Source organism: Azoarcus sp. CIB, from assembly GCF_001190925.1.
Taxonomy (GTDB): Bacteria; Pseudomonadota; Gammaproteobacteria; order Burkholderiales; family Rhodocyclaceae; genus Aromatoleum.
In genome coordinates this window covers 4,163,297-4,179,754 of record NZ_CP011072.1, presented here as the reverse complement: position 1 = coordinate 4,179,754, position 16,458 = coordinate 4,163,297, and the positions used below count along the sequence as shown (strand labels likewise).

Sequence of the window (16,458 nt, the reverse complement as noted above, 5' to 3'; positions counted from 1 at the left end):
TGCATGACGAAGACTGAAGGACCCGCAGCACGCGACACCGCCATCCTGGCGGGGGGATGTTTCTGGTGTCTGGAAGCCGTCTTCAAGGAAGTGGACGGCGTGGAGTCGGTGACTTCCGGCTACATCGGCGGTCGTCTCGATGCGCCGACCTACCGGCAGGTATGCGATGGCGGTACCGGCCATGCGGAGGCCGTGCAGATCGTGTTCGATCCGGCGCTCGTGAGCTATCGCGACCTGCTGGAGATCTTCTTCGTGATCCACGATCCGACCAGCCTCAACCGCCAGGGCAACGACATCGGCACGCAATACCGCTCGGCGATCTTCGCGACGAGCGACGAGCAGCTGCACACGGCGCTGGACCTCATCGAGCACATGGGCGAGGCGCGGTTGTACCCGAGCGCGATCGTCACCAAGATCGAGCGCGCGGGTACCTTCTGGCCGGCCGAGGACGACCATCACGACTACTACGCGAAGAATACCGACCAGCCCTACTGCCAGTACATCGTCGCGCCGAAGATCGCGAAGTTCCGCGAGAAGTTCGCGAGCCGGCGCCGGCGGGGCGGTTAGAATCGCGGTTTTAACCCGCGCAGGAGAGTTTCGATGTCCCAAACCACCACCGCCAGCGGCCTCGTCATCGAGGAACTGGAAGTCGGCAGCGGTGTCACCGCCGCTGCGGGCAAGCGCGTGTCGGTGCATTACACCGGCTGGCTGACCGACGGCAAGAAGTTCGATTCGAGCAAGGATCGCAACGACCCCTTCGACTTCCCGTTGGGTGCCGGCCACGTGATCCGCGGCTGGGACGAGGGCGTGCAGGGTATGCAGGAAGGCGGCAAGCGCAAGCTGACGATTCCCCCCGAGCTGGGCTACGGCGCGCGCGGCGCGGGCGGCGTGATTCCCCCGAACGCGACCCTGGTGTTCGAAGTCGAGCTGCTGAAGGTTCTCTGATCGCGTAATACGGCAAGGGGCCACGCATAGGCCCCGGCGTCGCGCTGCCGGGCATCCGGCCGGCGCGCCGCCACGGGCGCCCGTTCGCCCGTCACGACAACAAGAGGGGAGACATGAAACTCGATCCGGTACAGCGGCGCATCCTCGCGTTGCTGCAAAAGGACTCGACGATCAGTACGCAGAATCTCGCCGAGAAGGTGGGACTGTCGTCGTCGCCGTGCTGGCGGCGGGTGCGCGAGCTGGAAGAGGCAGGCCTGATCCGCGGCTACGTCGCGCTGCTCGACCGCAAGAAGCTCGGCCTCGAGACCTGCGTGTGGGTGCGCGTCAAGCTCAAGAAGCATAGCGCCGAAGTGCTCGACCGTTTCGAGCAGGCGGTGAAGGGCTGCGACGAGGTCATCGAGTGCTACGAGTTGCTCGGCGAGACGGACTGCCTGCTGAAACTCTACCTGCCCAACCTCGAAGCACTGTCGTCCTTCATGCACAACTTCCTGCTGAAGATCCCGGAAGTCGACGTCACGAATTCGAGCGTCGCGCTGCGCGAGATCAAGAACGAGACGGCGCTGCCGCTGTAGGGCGGGCAACGCCGTCGGCGTGACGGTGGACCGACTCAGGCCGCGGCCAGCTCCTCGATGTCTTCGCCCAGATAGGCGCTGCGCACCTTCGGGTCGTCGAGCAGCGCCTTGCCGGTGCCTTCCAGCGTGACGAGGCCGCCCTCCATCACGTAGGCGCGTTCGGACACTTCGAGCGCGAGGTTGGCGTTCTGCTCGACCAGCAGCACGCCCATGCCTTCGCGCGTGATGGAGTGGATCACCTCGAAGATTTTCTCGACCACCAGTGGCGCGAGGCCCATCGACGGTTCGTCGAGCAGCAGCAACTGCGGGCGCGACAGCAGCGCGCGGCCGATGGCGACCATCTGCTGCTCGCCGCCGGACAGCGTGCCGGCGACCTGGTTGAGGCGTTCCTTCACGCGCGGGAGCAGCGCGAAAACCTTCTCCATGTCGGCGGCGATGCCGTCCGTGTCGCGGCGCGTGTAGGCGCCGGTCTGCAGGTTTTCCGCGACGGTGAGCCGCGTGAAGATGCCGCGGCCTTCCGGCACGAGCGCGAGGCCCTTGCGCAGGCGCAGGTGCGAGGGCAGTTTGCCGATTTGCTCACCGGCGTAGAGGATCTCGCCGCCGTTATGCGGCACGACGCCGGCCAGCGTGTTGAGCGTGGTCGTCTTGCCGGCGCCGTTGGCGCCGATCAGCGATACCAGCTCGCCCTTGCGCACCTGCAGGTCGATGCCCTTGACGGCCTGAATGCCGCCGTAGGCGACCTTGAGGCCGCGGACTTCGAGGATCGGAGCGGTGGAATTTTCAGTGTGCACGGTGGCCTCCCAGATAGGCGCGGATGACGTCGGGGTCGCGCTGGACCTCGGCCGGGGTGCCTTCGGCGATCTTCTTGCCGAAGTCGAGGACGGCGACGCGGTCGCACAGTCCCATGATGAGTTTCACGTCGTGCTCGATCAGCAGCACGGTGATGCCGTCGCCGCGGATCGTCTCGACCAGGGTGCGCAGGCCGACGGTCTCGGTCGCGTTCATGCCGGCGGCCGGTTCGTCGAGCGCCAGCAGTTGTGGTTCGGTCGCCAGTGCACGGGCGATCTCCAGCCGGCGCTGGTCGCCGTAGGAGAGGTTGCGCGCGACGGTGTCGGCGTGGCGGCCGATGCCGACATAGTCGAGGATCTCCAGCGCGCGTTCCTGCATCAGGCGCTCCTCCTCGCGGGCGGCGCGGTTTTGCGTGAGGATGCCCCACACCCCCGCGGACGAGCGGATGTGGTGGCCGGCCATCACGTTCTCCAGCGCCGTGAGTTCGCGGAACAGGCGGATGTTCTGGAAGGTGCGCGCGATGCCGTGTTGCACGACGAGGTGCGGCTTGGCCGCGGGCAGCTCGGCGCCGTTCATGACAAACTCGCCGCCATCGATCGCGTAGGCACCCGTGAGCACGTTGAAGAAGGTGGTCTTGCCGGCGCCGTTGGGGCCGATGAGGCCGTACACCTCGCCCTTGCGGATCGTCAGCGACACGTCGGTGAGCGCCTTCAGGCCGCCGAAGCGTTTATTGACGGCGCGGGATTCGAGCAGCGTGATCATGCGTTCCTCCGGTCACGGTGGGCATAGCGGGTACGGGCGGGGAGCAGGCCGGCGGGGCGGACGAGCATCATCACGATCATCGCCAGCGACAGCAGCAGCATGCGCAGCACTTCGGGGTCGAGCAGGGTCTTGCCGAACAGCGCCATCTGCATCGGCACCGCGAAGTGGCGCAGGACTTCCGGCAACGCGGTGAGCAGGATCGCCCCGACGATGACGCCGGCGAGGTTGCCCATGCCACCGAGCACGATCATCGTCAGCACGACGATCGACTCCATCAGGCTGAAGCTCTCCGGGCTGACGAAGCCCTGGAAGGCCGCGAAGAGCCCCCCTGACACGCCGCCGAAGGTCGCGCCGAGCGCGAAGGCCAGCAGCTTCATCATGCGCGTGTCGATGCCGATTGCCTTGGCGGCCAGCTCGTCGTCGCGGATCGCCGCCCAGGCGCGGCCGATGCGCGAAATCTGCAGCCGACGCACGAGGATGATCGCGAACACCACGCAGGCGAGGAAGGCGTAGTAGTACAGCAGCAGCGACGAGATCTGGAAGCCGAACAGGTCGAGGTCGCGCGACAGGTCGAGCCCGGCGATGGTCAGCGGGTCGATCGAGTCGATGCCCTGCGGGCCGTTGGTGATGTTGATCGGCTGGTTCAGGTTGTTCATGAAGATGCGGATGATCTCGCCGAAGCCCAGCGTCACGATCGCGAGGTAGTCACCGCGCAATCGCAAGGTCGGGAAGCCCAGCGCGATGCCTGCGAGCGCCGCGAAGGCCGCGCCCAGCGGCAGCACGATCCAGAACGGCAGGTGGATGCCGAAGTGGGGCGACGCGAGGAAGGCCCAGGTGTAGGCGCCGACGGCGTAGAACGCGATGTAGCCGAGGTCGAGCAGGCCGGCGAAGCCGACGACGAGGTTGAGGCCGATCGCGAGCAGTACGTACAGCAGCGCGAAGTCGAGCACGCGCACCCAACTCTTGCCCATGGCGAGGGCGATGAGCGGCGCCGCGAGTGCTAGCAGGATGACGAGCGGGCGCTGCACGCGGCGGTCGAGCGCGAAGCCCGCCGGCAGCGTGAGGGTCGAAGAAGTGGTGGTCATGGATGCTTTCCTGTGCAGGTCAGGCGCGGTCGGCGACGCGTTCGCCGAGCAGGCCGGACGGGCGGAAGATCAGGACGGCGCCGAGGATCACGAAGGCGAAGATGTCCTGGTAGCTCGAGTTGAGGAAGCCGAAGGTCAGGTGCTCGATGTAGCCGGCGCCGAAGCTTTCGACGAGGCCCAGCACCAGACCGCCGACCATCGCGCCCGGCAGGTTGCCGATGCCGCCGAGCACCGCCGCGGTGAAGGCCTTCAGCCCCGGCGTGAAGCCCATCGCGTAGTGCGCGATCGCGTAGTTCGACGCGAACAGCACGCCGGCGAGCGCGGCGAGGCCCGAGCCGATGATGAAGGTGGCGGCGATCACGCCATTGGCGTTGATGCCCATCAGGCCGGCGACGCGGTGGTTCTCGGCGGTGGCGCGCATCGCGCGGCCGAGGCGGCTCTTGTTCACCAGCAGCATCAGCCCGCCCATCAGCGCAAAGGCGACGACGATGGTGAAGATCTGCAGCGGCGACACGACGACGCCCGCCATCGGCTCCATCGGGGTCGTCGACACCAGCTGCGGGAAGACGTGGAACTCGCGGCCCCAGATGATCATCGCCAGCGTCTGCAGCAGGAAGGACACGCCGATCGCGGTGATCAGCGGAGCGAGGCGGGGGGCGTTGCGCAGGCGGCGATAGCCGATGCGCTCGATCAGGTAGCCGACGGCCATGCACACCGGTACGGCGACGGCCATGCCGGCGATCAGCAGGATTGCCGGATGCAGGCCGGGGACCGCGGCGTTGAGCAGGGAGACGGTCTGCAGTGCGACCAGCGCACCGACCATCAACAGGTCGCCATGGGCGAAATTGATCAGGCCCAGAATGCCATAGACCATGGTGTAGCCGAGGGCGACGAGCGCATAGATGCTGCCCGACACCAGGCCATTCAGTGTTTGTTGCAGGAAGGTTTCCATCGATTCACCCTTGGTGTTGCGCACACCTCGACGGCGGACGCCGCCGGATTGCCGGACGAGCGCTGCCGCTGTGTCCGCGCGTGGGCGGACGCAGGGCGAGCGTCGTGATCTGGGGAAGAGGTGCGCCGACCGCGGAACTGCCGGCCGGCGCGAGGAGAACTGTTACTGGATGGTCTGCAGCGGCGCCCACTTGCCGGCGTCGAAGTTATAGACGGTGATCGAACCGCCCTTGATGTCGCCCTTGTCGTCGAACGCGACCGGGCCGGTGACGCCCTGGTAGGCGAGGCTGCGCAGCGCGGGCTGGTACTTGGCCGGCTCGACCGAGTTGGCCGTCTTCATCGCCTCGATGACGGACATCATCGCGTCGTAGGCGTAGGGGGCATAGACGTGGATGTCGTTGCCGTAACGCTGCTTGAACTGGGTGCGGAAGGCCGCGCCGCCGGGCATCTTGTCGAGCGGGATGCCGGCCTGGGTGCAGAAGGTGGTCGCCGACAGCGCGTCGCCGGCCATCTTGATCATCTCGCCGGTGCAGCCGCCGTCGCCGGTCAGCAGCTTGGCCGTCATGCCGAGCTGCTTCATCTGGCGCGCGAGCGGAGCGGCCTGGGCGTCCATGCCGCCGTAGAACACGGCGTCGGGGTTCATGGCCTTGATCTTGGTGAGGATCGCCATGAAGTCGGTCGCCTTGTCGTTGGTGAATTCGCGGCCGGCGATCTGGCCACCGGAGGTCTTCACCGAGTTCGCGAAGGCGTCGGCGAGGCCCTGGCCGTAGGCGGTTCGGTCATCGATCACGGCGATCTTCTTCGCCTTCAACTGATCGACCGCGTACTTGCCGAGCGCATTGCCCTGCTGCAGGTCGTTGGCGATGACGCGGAAGGTCATCTTGTAGCCCTGCTGGGTCAGCTTGGGGCTGGTCGAGGACGGGGTGATCACCGGGATGCCGGCCTGCTCGTAGATGCGCGATGCGGGGATCGAGGCGCCGGAGGTGACGTGGCCGACCACGCCCTTCACGCCGGAATCGGTCAGGCGCTGCGCGACGGTGGTCGCGGTGCGCGGGTCGGCCTGGTCGTCCTCGCTGACGAGCTCGAACTTGACCGTGTCACCGCCGATCTTGATGCCCTTCGCGTTGGCATCCTCGATCGCGAGGCGCGCGCCGTTTTCACCGTCCTTGCCGAAGGCGGCGGCCGGGCCGGTCAGCGGGCCGGCGTGGCCGATGCGCACGACGACGTCCTTGGCGTGGACGGCTCCGGCGGCGAGGCTCGCAGCGAGGCCGGCGGTAGTAAGGGCGAAAATCAGTTTGTTCTGCTTCATGGGTGTCTCCTCCTTGTGGGCGGTGCGCGGGTACTGCTGCACAGGCGCTGCGGAGACGAAGGGACACCGGCCGCTCGCGCGGCAACCGGTCGATCCACGATGGTTTGTCTCCTGCCTGTATTTTTTTTCGCAGCCGTTCGTGGGGCGGTTGCGAGGTGATGAATGGTACGGACGGCAGTGCGGAATTGTTTTGCGGCTTTTGCGGGATTCACGGATGCCGGGAGGAAAATTCTTCCGGCTCCGGGGTGGTTTTGGCGGCATTCGTGCCGAAAGCGTGTGGCGCGGTGCAACACGCATCCCTTCGTGGCGGCCATTTCCTTGCGCGAAAGTTCCTGCCGGCACGGTGCTCCGGTAGCATCGCGGACCCATCCTGCGGATACTTGCTTCATGGACCACCCCGCCCGCGCCTGCGGTATCGACTTCGGCACCTCCAACTCCACGGTCGGCTGGGTTCGCCCGGGCGCGACGACCCTGCTCGCGCTCGAGGACGGCAAGCCGACGCTGCCGTCGGCGATCTTCTTCAACGCCGACGAGGAGACGACCGCGTTCGGCCGTGCCGCGCTGGCGGAATACCTGGACGGCTACGAAGGCCGCCTGATGCGCGCGCTGAAGAGCCTGCTGGGCAGCAGCCTGATCGACGGGCAGACCGAGGTGCAGGGGCGGGCGCTGCGCTTTCGCGACCTGCTCGCGAGCTTCATCGGTGAGCTGAAGTCACGCGCCGAGGCGCAGGCCGGACGCCCCTTCGACCAGGCGGTGTTCGGCCGCCCAGTGCGCTTCGTCGATGACGACGACGCGGCCGACCGCAGGGCGCAGCAGACGCTCGCCGAGATCGCCGCCCAGGTCGGTTTCCGCGACGTGAGCTTCCAGTTCGAGCCGATCGGTGCCGCGCTGCACTATGAATTGTCGCTCGCGCGCGAGGAACTGGTGTTGATCGCCGACATCGGCGGCGGCACCGCGGACTTCTCGCTGGTGCGCCTGTCGCCTGAGCGGGCGAAACGCTCGCACGACGAGCACGACCGCCGCGAGGACCTGCTCGGCAATGGCGGCGTGCATGTGGGCGGCACCGACTTCGACCGCGCGCTGAGCCTCGAATGCGTGATGCCGCTGCTCGGCTACCGTAGCCGCATGAAGAGCGGCGCCGAGATTCCGTCGAGCGTGTTCTTCCAGCTCGCGACCTGGCACACGATCAACTTCGCCTACACGCGACAGGCGTGGGCGGACCTGCAGAACGTCTATCGCGACGCCGCCGCGCGCGCGGAGCTGGACCGTCTCGCGAAGGTCATCAGCAATCGCGAGGGGCATTGGCTCGCGCTGCAGGTGGAGCAGGCGAAGATCGATCTGTCGGCGGCGCCGGCGGCGACGATGGACCTCGATCGCCTCCAGGCCGGCCTCGGCCACACGATCACCGCTGCGGATTTCGCCCATGCCACGCTGTCGCTGGTCGACCGCGTCGCGGCCTGCGTGCGTTCGCTGCTTGACGAGGCGGGCGTGCGGCGCGAGCAGGTCGATACGATCTACTTCACCGGCGGCGGCAGCGCGGTGCCGCAACTGCGCGCGCGCATCGCTGCCGAACTGCCGCAGGCGCGCAGCGTCGAGGGCGACCTGTACGGCAGCATCGGGGCTGGTCTCGCAGTGGAGGCGGCGCGCCGCTACGGCTGAGCAGGGCGATTTTCGCGCTCGTGCACGCTGGCGAGGTCGGGATGCTGCGGTGCAATGCCTGCAATCCCGCTGATATTTCCGCAAATCGCCAGTCAGGGGAAAATTTTTCCTTCGAAGCCTGAATTCCCCCGCAACGAGAAAAAACTCCCCGACGCCATCTCCTTACGATGCTCACTCGCGTTCGATGCCGCGGACGCACACAACAGCAACCATACAGGAGACAACGTCGGCAAGCCGGATACGGGCGTCACGAGCGCCACGCGTCCAGCGGCTTGCGACGATTCACGCGCCATGTCGAATACCCATTCGAACACCCACGCCCCGCAGGCTCCCGCCGCCGTCGCACTCGACGACAAATACACGCTCACCTCCGGTCGTGCCTACATGACCGGCATCCAGGCGCTGGTGCGCCTGCCGATCATGCAGCGGCTGCGCGACCAGGCCGCGGGGCTCAATACCGCCGGCTTCGTCACCGGCTACCGCGGCTCGCCGCTCGGCAACGTCGACCAGGAGTTCTGGAAGGCGAAGAAATACCTCGAACCGCATCACGTCCGCTTCCAGCCGGGCCTCAACGAAGACCTCGCGGCGACCGCCGTGTGGGGCACGCAGCAGGTGAACCTCGATCCGAACGCGCTGTACGACGGCGTGTTCTCGATCTGGTACGGCAAGGGCCCGGGCGTGGACCGCACCGGCGACGTATTCCGCCACGCCAACGCCGCGGGCACTTCGAAGCACGGTGGCGTGCTGGTGATCGCGGGCGACGACCACGGCGCCAAGTCCTCGACGCTGCCGCATCAGACCGAGCACGTCTTCAAGGCGATGATGATGCCGGTGCTCGCGCCCGCCGGCATCCAGGACTATCTCGAATACGGCCTGCACGGCTTCGCGCTGTCGCGCTATTCGGGCTGCTGGGTCGCGTTCAAGGCGCTGACCGACACCGTCGAGACCTCGGCCTCGGTCGACATCGACCCGTTCAAGGTCGAGACGATCATCCCGGCCGACTTCCCGATTCCCGCCGACGGGCTCAACCTGCGCTGGCCCGATCCCCCGCTGGTGCAGGAAAAGCGCCTGATGCACCACAAGCTGTACGCGGCGCTCGCCTACTGCCGCGCCAACAAGCTCAACCAGACGGTGATCGACAGCCCGAACGCCAAGCTCGGCATCATCACCTCCGGCAAGAGCTACCTCGACGTGCGCCAGGCCTTCGAAGATCTCGGCATCGACGACGCGACTGCCGCCGAGATCGGCATCCGCCTGTACAAGGTCGGCATGGTGTGGCCGCTCGAAGCCGAGGGCGTGCGCGAATTCGCTGATGGCCTCGACGAGATCCTCGTGATCGAGGAGAAGCGCCAGTTCCTCGAATACCAGTTGAAGGAGGAGCTCTACAACTGGAAGGAGAACGTCCGCCCGCGCGTCATCGGCAAGTTCGACGAAAAGGGCGAATGGGCCCTGCCGCATAGCGACTGGATGCTGCCCGCGGCCGGCGACCTCACGCCGGCGATGATCGCCCGCGTGATCGCCGCGCGCATCGCCCGCTTCTACACGTCCGACCGCATCAAGGCGCGTCTCGCCTTCTTCGATGCCAAGGAAGCCGCGCTCGCGAAGCCGCGCCTGTCGATCCAGCGCGTGCCGCACTACTGTTCCGGCTGCCCGCACAACACCTCGACCAAGGTGCCCGAAGGCTCGCGCGCGATCGCCGGCATCGGCTGCCACTACATGGCGACCTGGCTGTCCCCCGAGACGACGCAGACCTTCTGCCAGATGGGCGGCGAGGGCGTGCCCTGGGTCGGTCAGGCGCCTTTCACCAAGACCCCGCACGTGTTCGCCAACCTCGGCGACGGCACCTACATGCACTCCGGCATCCTCGCGATCCGCGCGGCCGTCGCGGCAAAGGTCAACATCACCTACAAGATCCTCTACAACGACGCCGTCGCGATGACGGGCGGCCAGCCGCACGACGGCACGCTGTCGGTGCCGATCATCGCGCGCCAGCTCGCCGCCGAAGGCATCGGCAACATCATCGTCGTCAATGACGGACCGCGCGCCTACGGTCCGGCCGACCTGCCGCACGGCGTGCCGATCCGCCACCGCGACGAACTCGATGCGGTGCAGCGCGAGCTGCGCGAAGTGCCGGGCGTCACCGCGATCATCTACGATCAGACCTGCGCCGCCGAGAAGCGCCGCCGCAGGAAGCGCGGCAAGTTCCCGGATCCGGCGATGCGCGTCGTCATCAACGACCTCGTCTGCGAAGGCTGCGGCGACTGCAGCGAGAAGTCGAACTGCATGTCGGTCGCTGCCGTCGAGACCGAATTCGGCCGCAAGCGCACCATCGACCAGTCCGCGTGCAACAAGGACTTCTCGTGCGTGAAGGGCTTCTGCCCGAGCTTCGTGACGATTGAAGGCGGCAAGCTGCGTAAGGGCAAAGCCGCGACAGCGGCCGCCGACGTGTTCGCATCGCTGCCCGAACCGACGCTGCCCTCGACCAACGCCCCCTGGGGCATCCTCATCACCGGCGTCGGCGGCACCGGCGTCGTCACGATCGGCGCGCTGCTCGGCATGGCCGCGCACCTCGAAGGCAAGGGCGTGTCGATCCTCGACATGGCCGGCCTCGCGCAGAAGGGCGGGGCAGTGTGGTCGCACGTCAAGATCGCGAATCGTCCGGAAGACATCTTCGCCGCACGTGTTGCCGCCGGTGAAGCCAACGTCGTCATCGGCTGCGATCTCGTCGTCTCCGCGAGCGACGAATCGCTCGCGAAGATGCGTACCGGCCACACCCGCGTCGTGATCAACCGCGACCAGACCAACACCAGCGAGTTCGTCCGCGGTTTCGCCGCCCAGGCGCGCACCGGCAACGTGGTCAAGCACCCGGACCCGCAGTTCCCGGCCGGCTCGATGGAAAGCCAGATCGTCGACGCCGTCGGCAGCCAGAACGTCGAGTTCCTCGAGGCCTCGCGTCTCGCCACCGCGATCCTCGGCGACTCGATCGCGACCAACCTCTTCATGCTCGGTTTTGCGTGGCAGCGTGGCCTCGTGCCGCTCTCCCGCGACGCGATCATGCGCGCGATCGAGCTCAACGGCGCCGGCGTCGACGCCAACAAGTCCGCCTTCCAGTGGGGCCGCCGCGCCGCCGTCGATCCGGAGGCCGTCGCCAAGGCCGCGAAGCCGCAGCACGGCACGCCGGAGCACCACAAGCTGTCGGCCTCGCTCGATGAAGTGATCGCCCGCCGCAAGGCCTACCTCGCCGACTACCAGGACGCCGCCTACGCCGAACGCTACGCGAAGCTCGTCGAGCGCGTACGTGCCGCCGAAGCCAAGGTCCAGCCCGGCATGACGCTGCTGACCGAAGCCGTCGCGCGCGGCTACCACAAGCTGCTCGCCTACAAGGATGAGTACGAAGTGGCGCGCCTCTACACCGACAGCGACTTCCTGAAGCGCGTCGAAGAGCAGTTCGAAGGCGACTACAAGCTCGTCTTCCACATGGCACCGCCGGCCCTCGCCGACAAGGATCCGCAGACCGGCCAGCTGCAGAAGAAGAAATACGGCCCGTGGATGCTCAAGGCGATGCGCATGCTCGCGAAGATGAAGGGCCTGCGCGGCAGCGCGCTCGACCCCTTCGCCCGCACGCACGACCGCAAGCTCGACCGGCAGCTGATCGCCGACTACGAGCGCATCGTCGAGGAGATCCTCGCCGGGCTCGAGAAGGCGAACTTCGAAACCGCCGTCGAACTCGCGAACCTGCCCGACCAGATCCGCGGCTTCGGCCACATCCGCGAGCGCTACCTGCGCAACGCGCGGATGCGCGAAGCGGAACTCCTCGCGGCCTTCCGCCGCAAGGAGCGCCCGGCGGACGGCAGCGGCGCCAAAGTCCGCAAGACCATTGCGGTGATTCCGGGCTAAGGAATCTTGCTAGCCCGGCAAGCAATGATGGACTGCACGGTCGGGGACTTTGTTCCTCCCCCTTCAAGGGGGGAGGTTAGGAGGGGGATGGGTTTCGGCCGCGTGTGCTTAACCCCATCCCCACCCCAGCCCTCCCCTTGAAGGGGAGGGAGCGACAGTGCTGCGCTCGACCTGAGATCACGTAACCCCCCCGCAGCAAACCTTCCGCCACGGCCACGAGCCGTGGCGGAGGGCGCGTTGCACCCTTTCCAGACCAATGAAGGAGACATCATGAGCGTTTTCAACCTGAGCGATTTCGCCGACCACGAACAGGTCGTTTTCTGCAGCGACGAGAAGAGTGGCCTCAAGGCCATCATCGCGGTGCATAACTCCAACCTCGGCCCGGCGCTGGGCGGCTGCCGCATGTGGCCGTATGCCAGCGAAGAGGAAGCGATCCGCGACGTGCTGCGCCTGTCGCGCGGCATGACCTACAAGTCGGCGATGGCCAACCTCAAGCTCGGCGGCGGCAAGTCCGTGATCATCGGCAACCCGCGCACCGACAAGACGCCCGAGCTGCTGAAGGCCTTTGCCCAGGCCGTCGAGCGCGTCAATGGCCGCTATATCGCCGCGGAAGATTCCGGCACCGGCGTCGACGACATGAAGTTCATGTCGCAATTCACCGACCACGTCGCCGGCATCATCGACAAGCCGTCCGAGAATGGCGTGCGCAGCGGCGACCCCTCGCCCGCGACTGCCTACGGCACCTTCGTCGGCATCAAGGCCGCCGTCAAGGAGCGCCTCGGCCGCGACTCGCTCGCCGGTCTGAAAATCGCCGTGCAGGGCCTCGGCAATGTCGGCTTCGACCTCGCCCGCCAGCTGAAGGAAGCCGGCGCGCAGTTGTGGGTCACCGACATCCACCGCGAGCCACTGATCCGCGCGGGCAAGGAACTCGATGCGACCGTCGTCGCGCCGGACGAAATCTTCGGCCTCGACGTCGACGTCTTCGCCCCCTGCGCGATGGGCGCGATCATCAACGACCAGACCCTTCCGCAACTGAAGGCCAAGATCGTCGCCGGCGCCGCCAACAACCAGCTCGCGGAGCCGCGCCACGGGCTCGCGCTGATGAACAAGGGCATCCTGTACGCGCCCGACTACGTCATCAACGCCGGCGGCATCATCGACGTGTATTACGAGCGCACCGGCAACTTCGACCGCGCCGCGCTGAAGTCCCACATCGAGAGCATCTACGACAACCTGATGGAAATCTTCGCGCGTGCGCGCAAGGAAGAGCGCCCGACCGGGGAAGTCGCCGACGCGATCGCCGAGGAGCGCTTCAAGCGCTGAGCGTCGGCGCGCGCGCTGCCGGCGCTCTCAACCTCCGGCGGAGGAAGGGAGCCGGCCGCGGCGCGCGATCAGCCGCGCAGGAGTTTCGACGCCAGATCCGCCAGGCCGCCCGGCATGGCATTGTCGTCCGGCAGGCGCCCCTGCGGCGTGAGCTGGTCGATGAGTTGCGGCAGCAGTGCCGCGAGCCCGCCCGCTGCTTCCTGCTGCGGGATGCCAAGCTGGTTCGCGATGCCGCCAATCGTGTCGCCCCCGAGCGCGCTCGAAAGCTGATCGCCGTTGATCGCGGTGTTCGGGCCGGTACCGACCCACGACGCCGCCGCATTGCCGAGCCCCGCGTTCTGGAACTGCTGCAGCAGGCCGGCGAGTCCGCCCGGCTGGTTCTGCAGCAGGTTCATCGCGATCTGCAGCAGCGCGCCACCCGTTCCCTGCGCTCCCTGCTGCTGCCCGCCGCCCAACACGCTTCCCAGCACCTGGCCGGCCAGTCCGTCCAACAATCCCATTTTGCTCTCCTTGGAGTTTGCGACAGATCGGGCATTGTTGGCGCTTCGAATCCATTCCGCAAGCATCTTCGGTGCTGGCCATTGCGCATGGGGCCATCCTGCGTGGTTTACCATGTGGGCTATCGCAACCTTACCGACATCATGCGTACGCTAACTCCCCAACAGGCGCTGCTGCTCTCCGTCGCTGCCGCGCTCACGACCATCGGCATGAAGACCGGTGCGTGGTGGCTCACTGGATCGGTCGGCTATCTTTCGGATGCTCTCGAATCGCTCGTCAACCTCGCAGGGGCATCCTTTGCGCTGCTGATGGTCTCCTTTGCGCGGGCGCCGGCCGACCCCGCGCACCCCTATGGCCACGGCAAGGCCGAATACTTCTCCGCCGCATTCGAGGGCGTGATGATCTTCATCGCCGCGCTGGCGATCCTGTTCGTCGCCGGCGAGCGCCTGCTTCATCCGCAGCCGCTGGGCGAGCTGGGCATCGGCACCGGGCTGTCGGTCGGGGCGAGCCTGGTCAACTTCGTCGTCGCGCGCATCCTCTTCCAGGTCGGGCGCGCGCACCGCTCGCTGGCGCTGGAGGCAGACGCTCGCCACCTGATGACGGACGTGTGGACCACTGCCGGGGTGGTCGTCGGCGTCGCCCTCGCGAGTGCAAGCGGTCTCGGGTGGCTGGATCCGCTCATCGCCGCGGCAGTCGCGCTGAACATCCTGCGCGAAGGCTGGGGGCTGATGCAGCGCTCGGTCGATGGACTGATGGACCGCGCGCTCGCCGCCGAGGACATCGAACGCATCGAGGCGGTGCTCGCCTCATTCACCGCCCGCGGCTGCCGTTTCGCCAACCTCAAGACCCGCGTTGCCGGAGCGATGCATTTCGCGCATGTGGACATCCGCCTGCCGGGCGACTGGTCGGTCGCTCGCGCCCATGCGCTTGCCGACGAAGTCGAGCGGGCGGTTGAACTGCAGGCCGACGCGCGTCTGACGACGCATGTGGAGCCGGCTGAGTAGCGCCTGCGGCGATGTCGGGGACGCTGCGTGGAGACAGGCAGCCCCGGGGGAGCGCTCAGCGGCCGGTGCGATGCCGGGCGCGTTCCTCGGGTGTCCACACCTCGCCCGCCCCTTCGCGGTGATCGCGTCGCGTGAAGGCCGACTTGTAGCCGGTGAACATCGCGAGCACGTAGTTCTGCCGGTGCCACCAGGTGGCCCACAGCACTCCGGCGAGGTGGAAGCCCGCGAGCGTGAGCAGGGCTTTGGCCATGAACTTGTGCACCACCTCGAGGTTTTCGTCCCACATCGTCGGCACGATCTCGGCCAGCGGACCTTCGAGCTGCTGTGCGGCGTACAGCATCGTGCCGATCACGGTGTTGCATAGCAGCATCGTCAGCAATAGATACACCATGAGCGCGCCCATGGGATTGTGGCTGAGATATTCGCGCGCCTTGCCCATGCGCAGCGCCGACAGCAAGTACTGCACGGTCTCGTTGACGCTGTAGGTGAAGGCCGAGAAGCGGGCGTATTGCGTGCCGACGAATCCCCAGACGATGCGGATCACGATCAGCGTGAAGATCGTGTATCCGGCGTACGCGTGCAGCGGGAACTTGTCGGTGATCAGGTAGCCCGTCGTGAAGGACACCACCAAGGTCCAGTGGAAGATGCGTACGAGAATGTCCCAGACCTTGATCCGGGTCTGTGCAAAAACTGTGCTTGCCTGCAGTCTGGCTGCGTGCGGGTCGTTCATGTCTTGTATGTGTCGTGTGTCGCCGCTGCTGGCGGTCGGGGTCGAAAATCGATTCTGAAACATAATTTTACCAGTCGACCTCGCGCGCCCGGATGATTCGGGTCAAGCCGGCCGTTAACAAGTTGGCAATGCTCTGTTGCGGAATGTGAACGGACGACCGGTCCCCCATTATCGGTGGGGAAAATCACCCGAATCGACGCCGGCGCTTGGGGTAAATCACACCTTCTGTCGGCGGAACGCGCGGTCCGCGCGTTAGTACAGACACGGCACGAGTATTGCTCGTTACGGTTGCGGGGCAGGAATTTCGCCCGCCGAGGAGGCAGCCATGAAATCCAGGAACGACATTTTTCTCGCGCGCCAGCCGATTTTCGACCGGCAGCGCAAGGTCGCTGCCTACGAGCTGCTCTTTCGCGAAGATGAATCGGGCGAAGCCCGCGTCACCGACGACGCGCGGGCCACGGCGCAGGTCATTGCGCATGCCTTCGGCCGTCTCGGCCTGAACAGCGTGATTGGCGGCCGTGCCGGCTTCGTTAATGTCGATGCGGAAATGCTGATGAGCTGTCGCGTCGAAAGCCTGCCGCGCGATCGCGTGGTGCTCGAATTGCTCGAAACCGTCACGATCGACTGCGCCGTCGTGGATCGCTGCTCCGAATTGAAGCACCTCGGCTACCGCCTCGCCCTCGACGACGTCTGCAGCGTGAGTCGCGAGATGGAGCCGCTGCTCGACATCGTGGATGTCGTCAAAATTGACATTCTCCAGCTCGAACCGGAAGCGTTGGAACGGTTGGTGCGCCGCCTGCGGCTGCATCCGGCGAAACTGCTGGCGGAAAAGGTGGATACGCTGGAGCGCGCCCGCCGTTGCGTCGAGCTCGGCTTCGATCTCTTCCAGGGCTACTTCTTCGCCCGCCCGTCCCTGCTGATGGCCTGAAAGCCG

At 66.5% G+C, this 16,458-nt stretch carries 15 protein-coding genes; 8 read left to right on the top strand and 7 right to left on the bottom strand.

The features are described from left to right. Positions 1 to 3 precede the first annotated feature (3 nt). From msrA to AzCIB_RS18680, 3 genes are all read left to right on the top strand, one after another. Complete coding sequence (gene msrA / locus AzCIB_RS18690) at positions 4 to 567, top strand: peptide-methionine (S)-S-oxide reductase MsrA (protein WP_050417276.1); 564 nt, start codon at positions 4 to 6, stop codon at positions 565 to 567. A 33-nt stretch (positions 568 to 600) separates the two neighbouring features. Beyond that, the gene (locus tag AzCIB_RS18685; RefSeq protein ID WP_050417275.1) at positions 601 to 945 is read left to right on the top strand and encodes an FKBP-type peptidyl-prolyl cis-trans isomerase; all 345 of its coding nucleotides are present in this window, start codon (positions 601 to 603) and stop codon (positions 943 to 945) included. 113 nt (positions 946 to 1,058) lie between these two features. Next, entirely contained in the window at positions 1,059 to 1,517 is a 459-nt protein-coding gene (locus AzCIB_RS18680) for an Lrp/AsnC family transcriptional regulator (RefSeq protein WP_050417274.1), read from the top strand. A gap of 35 nt (positions 1,518 to 1,552) precedes the next feature. Here AzCIB_RS18680 and AzCIB_RS18675 read toward each other — a convergent pair whose 3' ends face one another. The 5 genes from AzCIB_RS18675 to AzCIB_RS18655 all read right to left on the bottom strand — a co-directional run bounded on the left by AzCIB_RS18675 (position 1,553) and on the right by AzCIB_RS18655 (position 6,413). Then, positions 1,553 to 2,308 carry an ABC transporter ATP-binding protein gene (locus tag AzCIB_RS18675; RefSeq protein WP_050417273.1) on the bottom strand — a complete coding sequence of 252 codons (756 nt, stop codon included), beginning with the start codon at positions 2,306 to 2,308 and terminating at the stop codon, positions 1,553 to 1,555. Beyond that, positions 2,298 to 3,068, bottom strand: a complete 771-nt coding sequence (locus tag AzCIB_RS18670; protein ID WP_050417272.1) for an ABC transporter ATP-binding protein — start codon at positions 3,066 to 3,068, stop codon at positions 2,298 to 2,300. Before AzCIB_RS18670 ends, AzCIB_RS18675 begins: the two co-directional genes overlap by 11 nt. After that, positions 3,065 to 4,153, bottom strand: coding sequence for an ABC transporter permease subunit (locus AzCIB_RS18665; protein ID WP_050417271.1), 1,089 nt, complete (start codon positions 4,151 to 4,153; stop codon positions 3,065 to 3,067). Before AzCIB_RS18665 ends, AzCIB_RS18670 begins: the two co-directional genes overlap by 4 nt. 19 nt (positions 4,154 to 4,172) lie before the next feature. Further along, positions 4,173 to 5,105: a branched-chain amino acid ABC transporter permease gene (locus tag AzCIB_RS18660; protein WP_050418452.1), complete on the bottom strand. Its 933-nt coding sequence runs from the start codon at positions 5,103 to 5,105 to the stop codon at positions 4,173 to 4,175. Between the two features lie 162 nt (positions 5,106 to 5,267). Further along, positions 5,268 to 6,413 carry a branched-chain amino acid ABC transporter substrate-binding protein gene (locus tag AzCIB_RS18655; RefSeq protein ID WP_050417270.1) on the bottom strand — a complete coding sequence of 382 codons (1,146 nt, stop codon included), beginning with the start codon at positions 6,411 to 6,413 and terminating at the stop codon, positions 5,268 to 5,270. 387 nt (positions 6,414 to 6,800) lie between these two features. On the opposite strand from AzCIB_RS18655, the gene AzCIB_RS18650 reads away from it, so the two are divergent. The 3 genes from AzCIB_RS18650 (at position 6,801) to AzCIB_RS18640 (ending at position 13,292) form a co-directional block, all read left to right on the top strand. Further along, the gene (locus AzCIB_RS18650) at positions 6,801 to 8,072 is read left to right on the top strand and encodes an Hsp70 family protein (protein ID WP_050417269.1); all 1,272 of its coding nucleotides are present in this window, start codon (positions 6,801 to 6,803) and stop codon (positions 8,070 to 8,072) included. 291 nt (positions 8,073 to 8,363) lie between these two features. After that, positions 8,364 to 11,969 carry an indolepyruvate ferredoxin oxidoreductase family protein gene (locus AzCIB_RS18645; RefSeq protein ID WP_050417268.1) on the top strand — a complete coding sequence of 1,202 codons (3,606 nt, stop codon included), beginning with the start codon at positions 8,364 to 8,366 and terminating at the stop codon, positions 11,967 to 11,969. A gap of 270 nt (positions 11,970 to 12,239) precedes the next feature. Continuing rightward, positions 12,240 to 13,292: a Glu/Leu/Phe/Val dehydrogenase dimerization domain-containing protein gene (locus AzCIB_RS18640; protein ID WP_050417267.1), complete on the top strand. Its 1,053-nt coding sequence runs from the start codon at positions 12,240 to 12,242 to the stop codon at positions 13,290 to 13,292. Between the two features lie 68 nt (positions 13,293 to 13,360). Here AzCIB_RS18640 and AzCIB_RS18635 read toward each other — a convergent pair whose 3' ends face one another. Next, positions 13,361 to 13,858, bottom strand: a complete 498-nt coding sequence (locus AzCIB_RS18635) for a YidB family protein (protein ID WP_083447071.1) — start codon at positions 13,856 to 13,858, stop codon at positions 13,361 to 13,363. 75 nt (positions 13,859 to 13,933) lie between these two features. On the opposite strand from AzCIB_RS18635, the gene AzCIB_RS18630 reads away from it, so the two are divergent. Further along, a complete protein-coding gene (locus tag AzCIB_RS18630; RefSeq protein ID WP_050418451.1) occupies positions 13,934 to 14,794 on the top strand; it encodes a cation diffusion facilitator family transporter in 861 nt (286 codons plus the stop codon). Between the two features lie 55 nt (positions 14,795 to 14,849). On the opposite strand, the gene AzCIB_RS18625 is transcribed toward AzCIB_RS18630, so the two are convergent. Further along, entirely contained in the window at positions 14,850 to 15,524 is a 675-nt protein-coding gene (locus AzCIB_RS18625) for a cytochrome b/b6 domain-containing protein (protein WP_050417265.1), read from the bottom strand. A 325-nt stretch (positions 15,525 to 15,849) separates the two neighbouring features. Here AzCIB_RS18625 and AzCIB_RS18620 point away from each other — a divergent pair, with 325 nt between their 5' ends. Next, positions 15,850 to 16,452 carry an EAL and HDOD domain-containing protein gene (locus AzCIB_RS18620; RefSeq protein ID WP_050417264.1) on the top strand — a complete coding sequence of 201 codons (603 nt, stop codon included), beginning with the start codon at positions 15,850 to 15,852 and terminating at the stop codon, positions 16,450 to 16,452. Positions 16,453 to 16,458: the final 6 nt, after the last annotated feature.

Coding starts and splice junctions, on each gene's coding strand:
- AzCIB_RS18685 (WP_050417275.1), top strand. CDS start 601: ATGTCCCAAACCACCACCGCCAGCGGCCTCGTCATCGAGGAACTGGAA.
- AzCIB_RS18640 (WP_050417267.1), top strand. CDS start 12,240: ATGAGCGTTTTCAACCTGAGCGATTTCGCCGACCACGAACAGGTCGTT.
- AzCIB_RS18650 (WP_050417269.1), top strand. CDS start 6,801: ATGGACCACCCCGCCCGCGCCTGCGGTATCGACTTCGGCACCTCCAAC.
- AzCIB_RS18680 (WP_050417274.1), top strand. CDS start 1,059: ATGAAACTCGATCCGGTACAGCGGCGCATCCTCGCGTTGCTGCAAAAG.
- AzCIB_RS18655 (WP_050417270.1), bottom strand. CDS start 6,413: ATGAAGCAGAACAAACTGATTTTCGCCCTTACTACCGCCGGCCTCGCT.
- AzCIB_RS18625 (WP_050417265.1), bottom strand. CDS start 15,524: ATGAACGACCCGCACGCAGCCAGACTGCAGGCAAGCACAGTTTTTGCA.
- AzCIB_RS18645 (WP_050417268.1), top strand. CDS start 8,364: ATGTCGAATACCCATTCGAACACCCACGCCCCGCAGGCTCCCGCCGCC.
- AzCIB_RS18635 (WP_083447071.1), bottom strand. CDS start 13,858: ATGCTTGCGGAATGGATTCGAAGCGCCAACAATGCCCGATCTGTCGCA.
- AzCIB_RS18660 (WP_050418452.1), bottom strand. CDS start 5,105: ATGGAAACCTTCCTGCAACAAACACTGAATGGCCTGGTGTCGGGCAGC.
- AzCIB_RS18665 (WP_050417271.1), bottom strand. CDS start 4,153: ATGACCACCACTTCTTCGACCCTCACGCTGCCGGCGGGCTTCGCGCTC.
- AzCIB_RS18630 (WP_050418451.1), top strand. CDS start 13,934: ATGCGTACGCTAACTCCCCAACAGGCGCTGCTGCTCTCCGTCGCTGCC.
- AzCIB_RS18670 (WP_050417272.1), bottom strand. CDS start 3,068: ATGATCACGCTGCTCGAATCCCGCGCCGTCAATAAACGCTTCGGCGGC.
- AzCIB_RS18620 (WP_050417264.1), top strand. CDS start 15,850: ATGAAATCCAGGAACGACATTTTTCTCGCGCGCCAGCCGATTTTCGAC.
- msrA (WP_050417276.1), top strand. CDS start 4: ATGACGAAGACTGAAGGACCCGCAGCACGCGACACCGCCATCCTGGCG.